The organism is Streptomyces sp. NBC_00872, from assembly GCF_045161915.1.
Lineage (GTDB): Bacteria > Actinomycetota > Actinomycetes > Streptomycetales > Streptomycetaceae > Streptomyces.
Window position 1 is genome coordinate 576,766 of record NZ_CP108806.1, and the last position, 12,393, is coordinate 589,158.

Annotated in this window: 6 protein-coding genes; 4 read left to right on the top strand and 2 right to left on the bottom strand. The window is 72.6% G+C overall.

The features are described 5' to 3' along the window. Nucleotides 1-3: 3 nt before the first annotated feature. Nucleotides 4-1,191, bottom strand: a complete 1,188-nt coding sequence (locus OG214_RS02500; RefSeq protein WP_405983599.1) for an acyl-CoA dehydrogenase family protein — start codon at nt 1,189-1,191, stop codon at nt 4-6. A 113-nt stretch (nt 1,192-1,304) separates the two neighbouring features. On the opposite strand from OG214_RS02500, the gene OG214_RS02505 reads away from it, so the two are divergent. From OG214_RS02505 to OG214_RS02515, 3 genes are read left to right on the top strand one after another with little or no spacing between them, the layout of a single operon-like run. Continuing rightward, on the top strand, nt 1,305-4,688 hold the full coding sequence (locus tag OG214_RS02505; RefSeq protein ID WP_405983600.1) for a non-ribosomal peptide synthetase: 3,384 nt from the start codon (nt 1,305-1,307) through the stop codon (nt 4,686-4,688). Then, complete coding sequence (locus OG214_RS02510; RefSeq protein ID WP_363082334.1) at nt 4,685-5,536, top strand: thioesterase domain-containing protein; 852 nt, start codon at nt 4,685-4,687, stop codon at nt 5,534-5,536. The genes OG214_RS02505 and OG214_RS02510 overlap by 4 nt, the downstream gene beginning before the upstream one ends. Continuing rightward, nucleotides 5,533-9,360 carry an SDR family NAD(P)-dependent oxidoreductase gene (locus tag OG214_RS02515; RefSeq protein WP_405983601.1) on the top strand — a complete coding sequence of 1,276 codons (3,828 nt, stop codon included), beginning with the start codon at nt 5,533-5,535 and terminating at the stop codon, nt 9,358-9,360. The genes OG214_RS02510 and OG214_RS02515 overlap by 4 nt, the downstream gene beginning before the upstream one ends. Nucleotides 9,361-9,720: 360 nt before the next feature. On the opposite strand, the gene OG214_RS02520 is transcribed toward OG214_RS02515, so the two are convergent. Then, nucleotides 9,721-10,230, bottom strand: a complete 510-nt coding sequence (locus OG214_RS02520; protein ID WP_363085737.1) for a hypothetical protein — start codon at nt 10,228-10,230, stop codon at nt 9,721-9,723. 1,061 nt (nt 10,231-11,291) lie between these two features. Here OG214_RS02520 and OG214_RS02525 point away from each other — a divergent pair. After that, nucleotides 11,292-12,341 (top strand): hypothetical protein, encoded by a 1,050-nt coding sequence (locus OG214_RS02525; RefSeq protein WP_405983602.1) that lies wholly within the window; start codon nt 11,292-11,294, stop codon nt 12,339-12,341. The last annotated feature ends 52 nt before the right edge of the window (nt 12,342-12,393 follow it).

Below are 12,393 nucleotides of genomic sequence, written 5' to 3' on the forward strand. Positions count from 1 at the left end.
GTCTCAGCCGCCTTCCGGAACGTCGATCAGCCGAGCACCGGCCACGATGTCGAGCAGCACCTCGGAGGCGCCGCCGGAGATGCCCATCCCCGGGGCCTCGCGGTGGGCGGCCTCCAGCGCGGCCCACCCCCGGTCGGGACCGACCGCCGGTTCGCCGAGGTCGAACCGCGGCAGCACCAGGTCAAGACCGAGCAGGTCGTACCCCAGCCAGGCCACCTCCTGTGCGGTCTCGCTGCAGTGCCACTTGGCCAGCGAGGCCAGGGCGATGTCCGGCTCGTCGTCCTGAAGCCGTTGCAGGGCCCGGCAGGTCAGCAGCCGGCTGGCGTCGACCCGGGTGCGGGCCCGGTCCAGCGCCGCGCACTCGTGCGGTTCGAGCTCCCGCCCGCCGCGCACCAGCCGCTCCGCGATCATGTCGAGCCAGTACCGGGCGCGCACGTAGTAGTCCAGCCCGCTGCGCTCCGCCGAGAACATCCGGGTGATCAGTCCCCAGCCCTGGCCGACACCGCCCACGATCGCCTCGTCGGGCAGACGTACCCCGGTGAGCCGGACGTCGTGGAACTGCTCGTTCGCCAGGCTGGGGAGCGGGCGCACGGTCACCCCCGGCGCGTCCAGCGGTACCAGGAACACGGAGAGCGCCTCGTACCGGCTGGTGTCCGGACCACCGGTGCGGGCCACACACAGCGCGACATCGGCGTAGGCGCTCTTGAGGTTGTAGATCTTGCGCCCCTCCAGGACCCACTCCTGTCCGTCCCGGCTCGCCGTGGTGGTGATTCCGGCCAGGTCCGAGCCATGGTCGGGCTCGGTGAACAGGATGCACGCGGTCAGTTCGCCACGGGCCAGTGCGGGCAGCAGCTCACTCCGCTGCTTCTCGGTGCCGCCTGCCAGGATCAGCGAACCGAAAATCTGCACAGAGATGTAGTACAGGCTCTGTGGGATCCCGTGGCGCACCAGCCGCTCCAGCAGCACGACGGTCGCGGTGAAGTCCGCGTCCCGCCCGCCGAGATGCCTCGGCCAGGCCGGAGCCAGGACGCCGTGTTCGCCGAGCCGCCGGTAGAGCGGGCGGACATCGCCGTCCATCCCGTCGGCCCGCGCGGAGACCTCACGGACCAGCGACTGGATCTCGGAGGAGTTCATCAGACGGTCGATCTCGCGTTCGAACTGGCTCGTCTGCGGTGGGATCTCGAAGTCCATCTGGGCACTGTCCCAACGTCGACTACGAAGTATCTGTTGACTCTTGAGCGTCTCTCGCAGAAAGACTGTATATCATCTGTAGTGAATTGCACGCTGACTGGGAGGACAGTGGCATGCGTCAACAGAGCGAGTTGCTTCGTCGACTGCGCCAGCTCCCCGGGGGGCGCCGGGAAGAGCTGCTTGCCCGGCTTGAGGGAGTCTCCTCGGGAATCCGATCGGCCCCGCTGTCGTACCGGCAGGAGCAGCTCTGGCTGTTCGACCGGTTCGCTCCCAGCAGCCTGGCCTACGGCCTCGGCTTCGCCTTCCCGATCGAGGGCCGGCTCGACTCCGACGCGCTGCGCGCGGCCCTGGGCGACCTGCTGGAGCGGTACACGGTGCTGCGCTCGACCTTCCCGGACGAGGACACACGGGGCACCCAGCAGGTGCAGCCGGTGCCCGAGGTACGGCTGGAGGTGGAGGACGTCCCCGACGGGCGGCTGCGTCCGCGCGCGGACGAGGTGGTGCAGGGTGAGCTGCGCCGCGGACTGGACCTCAACACCGGTCCGATGGTCCGTTTCCGGCTGCTGCGGGCCACCGCGGAACAGCATCTGCTGGTGCTGAGCACCCACTACATCGTGCTGGACCCGCGCTCGGCGCGGGTGCTCCAGCGCGATCTGACCTTCGCGTACCGCGCCCGGGTGGGCGGCGCTCCACCGCGGTGGCCGCGGGAGCCGGTCGACTTCGGCAGCTACGCGGGATGGCAGCGGGACTGGAGCACACAGGACGCCGCCCGCGAGGCCGCCGACCACTGGCGTGACGCCCTGGCCGGCTGGGAGGGCACCGAGCTGCCTCCGGACGCTCCCCGTGCGCGCCTGCTCGACCTGAGCAGCGATGTGGTCCGGGTGCCCATGCCCCCGGAACTGGCCGCCGCTGCCGACACCCTGGCGGGACCGGACACCGAACGCGACGACGTCCTGCTGGCCGCGTTCCTGGTCGTGATCGCCCGGCACACCGCCCGGGGCGATCTCACGGTCGGATTGCCGTTCGACGTCACCGGCCCGTTCGACGCCGACCGGCTGGTCGGCGACTGCGGCAATCTGATGCCGCTGCGGGTGGAGCTGGACGAGGCGGACAGCTTCGCCGCCGTGGTGGCCCGGGTGCGCGCCGCCCGGCAGGCCGGTGCCCAGCACGCCACCCTGCCGTTCAAGCTGATCCTGGACGCGCTCGGCGTGGAGCCCGACGCCGGCCGGCTGCCCCTGGTGCAGATCGGCTTCGCCACCGTGGGCGAGCCGGCTGAGCCGGTCGGAGCGGACGGAGCGGTCGGGCCGGACGGTTCACCCGGGGCGGACGAGGCGGACGGGGCGGACGGGGTCCGGATCGGCTGCGAGCAGATCGACGCCGGCGCCGGGACGTTCGAGCTGGCACTTGAAGTCGGTGACGGGGAGCGGCCCACCCTGGCGGTCCGGTTCGCCACCTCGCTGTACCGCCGTTCCACGGCCGCCCGCCTCCTGGACCGCTATCTGCGGACCCTGGGCGCGCTGTGCGAGCGGCCCGACCGGCCACTGGGCGACACACCGCTGGGCACCCCGCAGGAGCGCGCGGACGTGCTGGAGCGCTGGAACGCGCCGATCGGTGAGCCGCTCGACACCCCGCTGCACGAACTGTTCGCCGACGTCGTCGCGGCGGACCCCGACCGCACCGCGCTGGTCTGGCAGGACGGCGGTCTGAGCTACCGCGGGCTGGACGTCTGGTCCCGGCGGATCGCCGGCCGGCTGGTGGCCGCCGGTGTCGGCCTCGGCGACCTGGTGCCGGTGGTGATGGAGCGGGGCCCGGCCCTGATCGCCGCCGTACTCGGTGTGCTGCGCGCCGGGGGCGCCTACGTCCCGGTGGACGCCGGCCAGCCGGACGAGCGGCTGGCGATGATCCTCCAGGACACCGGGGCCCGGACGGCCGTGGTCTCCCCGGGCACCGCCGACCGGATCCCGCACCCGCTGCGGCTGGTCGTAGGCACCGACCCGGAGGACGGGGCGGACGGGACGCAGGACGGGCCGGACGCGGGTCATCCGGGCACCCCGGTCGCCGTACCGCCCGCCTCGGCCGCGTACGTGATCTACACCTCCGGCTCCAGCGGCCGGCCCAAGGGCGTGGTGGTCGAGCACCGCAACGCCGCCAACTTCGTCCGTACCGTGCGCGGGATGTTCGGCCTCTCCCCGAAGGACCGGATCCTGCACTTCGCCTCACCCGGCTTCGACGTCTCGGTGTTCGAGATCTTCGGCTCGCTGCTCAACGGCGCCGTCCTGTACGTGCTCCACGAGGACCAGCGGCGTTCGGTGGACGCCCTCGACGCGGTGCTGCGCGAGCAGCGGATCACCGTGGTCGACCTGCCGCCGGCGGTCATGGACCTGCTCGCCCCGGAGGGTTACCCCGACCTGCGGGTGGCGTTCGTGGGAGGCGAGGCGTTCACCGGGGAGCTGACCACCCGGTGGGCCCGTGGCCGCGGGTTCTGGAACGGCTACGGCCCGACCGAGACCACGGTGACCGTCGTGGCCAAGAAGTGCGAGGGCGAGTGGACCTCATCGCCGCCGATCGGCCGGGCGATGGCCAACCACCGCGCCTATGTGGTGGACGGCGCCGGGGTGGGCGTGCTCCCGCCCGGCGCGATCGGTGAACTGGCCATCGCCGGGCTGGGCGTGGCCCGCGGATACCTCGGCCGGCCCGACCTGACCGCCGACCGGTTCCGGCCCGACCCGGACGGTCCGCCCGGCTCGCGCCGCTACCTCACCGGCGACCTGTCGTTCTGGGACGAGGCCGGGGACCTGTGCTTCGTCGGCAGGGCCGACCGGCAGGTGAAGGTCCGCGGTGTGCGGATCGAGCTGGGTGAGGTGGAGGCCGCGCTCCAGGCCGTGGACGGTGTCGCCCAGGCGGTGGCCGAGGTGGCCACCGACCCGCGGTCCGGCGCCCTGCTGATGGCGTACGTGGTGCCCGAGCGCCCGGGTGAGCTGCATCTGGACACGGTCCGCTCCGCGGTCGCCGGCCGGCTGCCGTCCGCCATGGTCCCCTCGGTGCTGGTGCCGCTGGAGTCGGTCCCGCTCACCCCGAGCGGGAAGATCGACCGGCGCAAGCTGCCCGCCGTGGAGTTCGCGCAGGTCGACGAGGTGACCGAGGCCGACGAGGAGAACAGCACGCCCGTCGAGCGCACCATGCGCGAGGAGGTGTTCGCCCCGCTCCTGGGCGCCCGGATCGGCAACGACGTGAACTTCTTCGCCGCCGGCGGCACCAGTCTGCAGGCGATCCAGCTGTCTTCCCGGGTGAACGCGGTGTTCGGGGTCTCGCTGCCGATCGCAGACTTCTTCGCCACCCCCACGGTGTCCGGTCTGGCCGCGCTCGTCGCCACGGCGACCTCGGGCCAGGGAGCCCAGCGGGACGCGCTGGCCGAGGCGCTGGAGCTGGTGGAGGGGCGCAGCGACGCGGAGATCGCCGAGCTGGCAGCCGAGCTGGACAAGGAGGGCGCTCGATGAGCACGGGCGCCCCCGTGAGGGCGGCCACGGACATCGGGGCCACGGACACCGGACCGGACATCGGACCGGTGAGCTTCACCGCGGATTCGCGCTGGGTGCGCCGGGTGCCCCGGGAGGACGCCCGGATGCGGCTGATCTGTCTGCCGTTCGCCGGTGGTGGCGCGTCCGTGTACCAGCGGATGGCGGCGCTGCTGCCGTCCTGGGTGGAGATCCTCGCCGTGCAGTACCCGGGGCGCGAGGACCGGTCCCGGGAGGATCCGCCGAGCAGCGTCGCCGGGCTGGTCACGGCCTGCGCCATCGCCCTGCGGCCGTACACCACCATGCCGTACGCGCTGTACGGACACTGCGCCGGCGGTCTGCTGGCCTTCGAGATCGCGCACGCGATGGGCCAACGGTTCGGGGTCTGGCCGCAGCGGCTGATCGTCGGTGAGCAGCCCGCCCCGCAGGCCCCGCCGCCGGACGAGCCCCTGCATCTGCTGCCGGACGAGAAGCTGCTGGCCACCGTGAGCGAGCGCGGCGGACTGCCCGAGGCGGTGGCCCGCAACGCGCAACTGCTGGAGTTCCTGCTGCCGTTGCTGCGCGGCGACTTCGCGCTCTGGGAGAACTACCGGCATCTGCCGCGCCCCCCGCTGCCGGTCCCGATCACCACCGTCCGCGGTCTGACCGGCTCGGTGGACGAGACGGCCCTGGCCGGCTGGGCCGAGCAGACCAGCGTCGGTCGCACCGCCCTGAGCGTCGAGGGCGGTCACTACTTCGTCGTCGGACTGACCGCGGGGGCGGCGGGCCGGATAGGCGGCGTGCTCTCCGCCGGACCGCAGGCCGCCCCCGACGGAAGGACACCCGCGTGAGCACCGTCTCCGCCACCACCACCGCCACCGCTGCCGCTGCCGCTGCCGGACGGATGACTCCGGAGGCCATCGCCCGGATCGCGGCCGACGCGGCGGGGGTCCAGGACGCCGCCGCCGTGTACGACCGCCGGCTGCGCTCCCCCGGCTCGCGGCGGGCGGCGCCCGGGGCGGGCACCGGCGGCGTCCCGGCCGGCACCGATGTCCCGGCCGACCGTCCTGCGCTGGTCCACGGGCCGGAACCGGTGCTGCCGCCGGACGCGGTGGCGACCTTGCCGCAGGCGCTGGCCCGTGCCGCGCGGATGGCCCCCGGCCGCGGTACCACCTATCTGCTGCCGGACGGCGGCACCGACCGGCAGACCTACGCCGAGCTGTACGACGAGGCCCGCCGGATGCTGGGCGGGCTGCGCGGGCACGGCCTGGCCGCGGGCGACTCCGTCCTGCTCCAGTGCGCCGACAGCCGGACCTTCGTCACCGCCTGGTGGGCGTGCGTACTGGGCGGATTCCTGCCCACCCCGGTGGCCCCGGCGCCGGAGTACGCCACCGACAACGCCGGCGTGCGCAAGCTCGCCTCGGCCTGGGAACTGCTGGACCGCCCGCCGGTGATCGCCGACCCCGGGCTCCTGGACGGGGTGCGCTCGCTGGCCGCCCGGCTGCCCGGCGGCGAGGCGCTGCGCGTACTGGACGCCGGCACGCTGCTCGGCCCGGAGCCCGCCGACTGGTCGGTCCCCGACCCGGACGAGCTGATCGTCAATCTGCTCACCTCCGGCAGCACCGGTACACCCAAGTGCGTGCAGCACCGCCATCACACCATCGTCGCCCGGACCTACGCGGCGATCGCCGCGAACGGCTTCACCGAGCACGAGGTCTCGCTGAACTGGATGCCGCTGGACCATGTGGGCGGCATGATCATGTTCAACCTCCGGGACGTGTTCCTCACCTGCGAGCACATCAATGTGCGGACCGAGTCGGTGATCCGCCGCCCGCTGCTGTGGCTGGACTGCCTGGACCGGTTCCGGGCCACCTCCACCTGGGCGCCGAACTTCGCGTTCTCGCTGGTGTGCCAGCGCGCCGAGGAGATCACCGCCGGGGGCTGGGACCTGCGCGCCCTGACCAATGTCTGCAACGCCGGCGAGGCCGTGGTCGCCCGCACCGCCCGTCGCTTCCTGGAACTGCTCGCCCCGCACGGGCTCCCGGCCGACGCCATGGTGCCCTGCTGGGGGATGTCGGAGACCTCCTCCGGGGTGACCTACGCCCGTATGCGCCTCGACGAACCGTCGGCCGGCACCATCGCGCTGGATCCGGCCTCGCTGGACGGCGGGCTGCGCGAACTGCCGGCCGGCACGCCGGGCGCGGTGGTGGTGACCGAGGTCGGCGCGCCGGTGCCCGGGGTGGCACTGCGGATCGTGGACCAGGAAGGGAGCGTGCTGCCCGAGGGCCGCGTCGGCCGGCTGCACGTGTCCGGCCGTACCGTGCAGAACGGGTACGCGCGCAACGAGCGGGCCAACCGGGAGAGTTTCACCGCCGACGGCTGGTTCGACACCGGGGATCTGGGATTCCTGCGCGACGGCCGGCTGTTCCTGACCGGCCGTCGGAAGAACATGGTGATCGTCAACGGGGCCAACTTCCCCGCGCACGAGATCGAGGCCGTGGTGGAGCAGGTCCCGGGCGTGCGGCCGGCCTCCTCGGCGGTGGCCGGGGTGCCGGACGAGGACACCGGTACCGACGCCCTGGTGGTCTTCTTCGTGCCCGACACCGATGACGTGCCCGCCCTGGTGGACGCCATCCGTACCGCGCTGGCCCGCGATCTGGCCCTGCGCCCGACCTTCCTGGTGCCGGTGACGGCGCGGGAGTTCCCCAGGCAGAACGGCGGGAAGGTGCAGCGCGAGCGGCTGCTGGAGGGCTGGCGCGACGGACGGTTCGACGACCGCTGCTACGGCAGGGAGACGGACGGTGCCGTCGCGGGCACCGCGTCCGGCGACGGGACCGGTACCTCGGCGCTGGCGGTCGGCTGGGAGCCTGCCGGAACACCGTTGCGGCCGAGATCGGCCGGTCCCCTGGTGGCGTGTGTCCACGGTCCCGTGGCCGGCTGGCTGGACGGGGTGACCGACGCCGTGGTCCCGGCCGGCACCGACCCGGCGCGGCTCGCCCAGGACTTGGAGCGGGCCCTGGAACAGGCCGGCGGGCAGGTCCCGGACGACCTGGCCGGGGAGGACGGCGGCTCTGTGCCGCAGGTGCTGTTCGTGGCCACCGGCGATCCCGCGGCGGCGCCCGCCGACGGGGACACCGGCGTGCTGGCGCGGTTCCTCGCCGTGGCCTCGGCGCTGGTACGGGTCCGGCCCGGCGCCGAGCTCACCGTGCTGACCCGGGGCGCCGCGCAGACCGCCCCGGGCGACCGGGTGGTACCGGGCCGGGCGGGGCTGACCGCGCTGGTACGGACCGCTCGCTCGGAGCGTCTGGTCGCCCGCACCGCGCTGATCGACGCCCCTGCCGACGCCGGGGAGGACGAGCTGGCCGCGCTGGCCGGTCTGCGGCACGACGGCGACGTGGTCGCCGTACGTGACGGCGCCCCGCTTCAGCAGCGGCTGCGCACGGTGCCGTTGCCGGAGGCGTTCGACGTACCCACCGATGTGCTGCCCCGCGGCGGCACCTGTCTGCTGACCGGCGGCATCGGCGGTCTGGGGCGGACCGTGGCCGAGTATCTGGTGGTCGCGCACGGCGCCAGGCTGCTGATCGTCGGACGGACCCCGGAGGCGCGGCTGGACACCGACGCGAGGGAGGCGCTGGAGATCCTCGCCGCGGTCGGCGAGGTCCGCTACCGACAGGCCGACGCCGCCGACGCGGACGCGCTGGCCCGCGAGGTGGCCGAGTCCGAGGCGTCCTGGGGGCGCGGGCTGGATCTGGTGGTGCACCTGGCCGGGGCCCCGGTCGCGGCGCAGTGGGAGCGGCTGTCCGAACACGAGCTGCGGGCCGAGTCCGCGGACTGGCTGGACCGGATGCTGCGGCCCAAGGCCGGTGGCTGCGCGGCCGTGGACCGGCTGCTGGCGGCCCGGCCGGACACCGCGGTGATTCTGTTCTCGTCGGTGAACGGGCTGTTCGGCGGCACCGGCTTCGGGGCCTACGCCGCCGCCAACGCGGTGCTGGACGGCTGGGCCGAGCACTGGGCGGCGACCGGCAGGCGGGCGCAGAGCCTCGCGTGGAGCATGTGGGACGGGCCGGGGATGAACCAGGGCAGCCCGCTGGTGGCTGCCGCCCGTCACCGCGGGCTGGGCCTGATCGATCCGGCCCGGGGCACGGTGGCGTTGCTCGGTGCCCTGCACACCGGGGCGGTGCATCTGCTGATCGGCGCGGATCCCGCGAACGAGCAGATCAAACCGTTCCTGGCGGCCGACCAGCTGCGCGGCGGCACGATCGCGGTGGCGGTGGTGCCCCGGCCCGGCGAGGACCCGCAGCGGGTCAGGGCCGCGGTGGCGACCCGGCTGGCCGGTCAGGGGATCTTCGCCCGGGTGGCGGTGACCTCCCGGATAGAGCGCGACCGCGGTGGCGTCCCCGACCCGGCGGCGGTACTGGCCGCCCTCGGCTCAGGCGGCGCCGGCTATGTGGCGCCCGAGGGCAGGCTGGAGGAGCTGGTGGCCGGGGCCGCGGCGGATGTACTGGGGGTGTCCCAGGTGGGCCGGGACGACTCGTTCTTCAGTCTGGGATGCGACTCGGTACGGGCGGTGCAGCTCGCCGAGGCGCTCAGTGAGCGTCTCGGCGGCCGGGTCTCCGTGGGCTCGCTCTACGAGTCACCGACGGTGCGCTCGCTGGCGGTCAGCATCACGCCCTGACCGCCGAGGCGGCCGGACCGGATGCCGTGACTCATGGAACGTCAGGCCGCGCCGTGGTCACCGCGGGAATGCGCGAATCGATCGTAGGAATCGCGGGAATCGTCAAACGCAGCGACGACGCCGGAGACACTTCGTGTCGTCGCTGCGTACCCCAACGGCAGCGGAGCTTCGCCTCCGCACTGCCGTAACTCTCTCACTAGTGCTGTGGCCGGGAAGGTTTGCCGGGGGCTCGCGGCGTCCGGTGCGGTGGATCGCAAGGCGGAGGATCGCGCTCGTACTGGACGTACTCGCGCGACTCCGACAACGCGGCGAGGTGCCGTGCCGGGCGTCGCGAGCCGGTGAACCTTTCCGGTCACAGCACTAGCCTCGCGCCCGGCGGGAGTCGCCGGGCTTCGTCGTCTCCTCCAGATGCCCCATACGACGGAGTCTGTCCACCCATGACTGTGCGGTGTAGCGGGGCACGCCGTAGTGCCGGGCTACTTTTCCTACACTGCCGGTTTCGAGGAACACACCCTTGACCTCGTCCGCGTCAGGCATCTTGCGGTACGGGCGCTCGCTCTGTCCTTCGACCACGGGAGTCGTCGCTGCACGCTTAAGACTCTCCGCCTCGTCCCTGGAGTGGGCGGGAGCAGCCTGAGAAGGGGTCTGGGAAGGGGTCCGGGAAGCAACCCCGCTCACCGCCCTGGCCAGCATCTCGAAGTCGATGTCGAGTGCGGCTCGCGGAGGGATGCCGCCTTCCTCGGAGGCACGAACAATCAGCTCAACTATCCGCGGCGTACCGTCAGCGCCGCGCTGCATCACCGCGGTGATCGTCGCCGGCGCCTCGTCGACGCTTCCATCGGACGCTTCGACAGTAATCGTCCATTTCATGTGACACCCACATTCATGAGCTCTTGGGATGGCCCCTCGCGCGCGACGAGAGTGAGCATCCCCCGTGAAGGCCACACGCAAGAACAACCCTCACGCCTGCCACTTGAGAGTTGCTCTGAAGTGTCCACTGCTCTCATCGACTATGGTAGCAAACACCAAACAAGAATCCAGCCACACTGCGTCACACACCCCGCGTAGATTCGGTCCCTGATGTAGCATTCTGTCTGAGTACACCTGGATCCGAAGATCCAACACCCCGAAGCACGTCAGCACCACGACTGCGGTCGGAGGTGTCCCTGAACAGCCAGGCCACGCTCCGGTTTCCCGAGACCCGATGCGCCGGCGCGAACGGCCCGCGCCAGAGGGATCAGCCACCCGCGACTGCCCATGACCACTCGACACGGTGGCCGAAAGATTGCGCTCCGAGGCTTGGAATCGGGCCCGCGAAGCCGTTGTCTCCTTGGGCCTGTTCGTAGTGAGCCATCAATGAACTGACCGAGAAGAGCCGTCGGCGACACGCGGCGCCGTAACGTTCCTGCTGTCGAACGGCGGTGTCGCCGCGAGCGACGCGGCCGGACCCCTCGGGTGCGACGCGGGCCGGCCCTCTCCCGACGCCAGGTCTCCCCCCGCCATCCCAACCGCCCCACCAGCGACGGGAGTTCCTGTCCGGGATTCCGCAACAGGCGACAAGAGCCCGTCCTGGTCTCGGCCGGTCCCGTCCGGGTCCCGTCCGGGGTCTCCGCTGTTCGAGGCGCGGGCCTCAGCCGCTCCGCCGACGGCGCGCGCCGGGGCGGGAAGTGTACGGCGCGGGCGTGCGGCAGGGGTGCGCGCCCGCTGAGTGCTGCCGTCCGCCGGGACACCACACTTTCGGTAGCTCCCCCCTTCCCCGTCGCCGCCGAGATGCTGAGGACTCGCCTCTTACGCCATGTCCATGTCGGGTTGGCCTTCCAGCCGGCGCGTCCGTGGTGGAGCGAGGCGTGTCCGCTGTCGGCCGGTAGAGCTGACAGCCCGTCATCCCACCAGGCCACGGCCTCGGGTCGTGGGTACCGGAAGGATTCCACATGCCCAAGACGAAGAGGAAGCTGCTCGGCGCGGTCGGCGCGGCCATCACCGTTCTGGCGGTTCTGGGCGCCTGCCCGGCGCAGGGCGCACCGGGCAGGGACAAGGACAAGAAGCCCGTCCGCGCGACCGCTCCGAAGGGCGGCGGTCCGGCCCCGGACCACGCGGCCGGTGTCCGCGCCGCGCCGCCGTCGCCCGGCGTGACATCGGCGCTGACGACGATCCAGAAGCGGATCGCCGACTATGTGGCCACGCACGGCACCCGGTACACGTTCGCCAGTTACGTGGATCCCGCCAGCGGGAGGATCGTTCTCGAAACCGACGCGCCGGCCCGCCTCGTGTCCGCGCTGACGGATCTGTCCGGCGCCGGGGCCGCCCAGAGCCAGGCCGCCGCCCGGCTCCAGCTCCGCCCCGGGACCACGACCGACACCTTCCACCGACGCGACGACTCACCGCCGTTCTACGGAGGCGGCGGCCTCGCGGCCGAGGGCCTCCTGTGCTCCTCCGGCTACGCCGTGCAGAGATCCGGCACCAGATTCATGACCAGCGCCGGCCACTGCTTCAACAACGGCACCACCGTCGCGACCGAGTCAGGCGCGAGAACGTACGGCACCGTCTCCGACCGGCGTCTGCCCCCGGTCTCCAATGACGCCGCGGACATGGAACTCATCGGCGGGCAGTCCTACGCGGGCCGCGTCTTCACCGGCGGTGTCACCAGCGACACCAGCGTCCCGGTGGTCTCGGCCGGCGGAGCCGTCGTCGGCTTCAACAACTACTGCCACAGCGGACGCACCACCGGGGAGCAGTGCGGCCACACGGCGACCAGTATCACCGCGCAGGTCTGTACCTCGACGGGCTGCAAGTCGCCCGTCATCGCCTACACCGGCGGCACCCTCCAGCAGGGCGGTGACTCCGGCGGCGCCTTCTACGCCAAGGACAACGCCGGTGCCTACATCCGCGGTCATGTGATCGCGGGCAACAACACCACGGGCTATATCGAGCCGTGGACCGTGGTGGCCGCCATGCTGGGCGTCGCCATCGTGACGGGCTGACCCGTCCGGCCGGGCTGACCCGCCGGCCCGGCCGACCCGTCCGCCCGTGCCC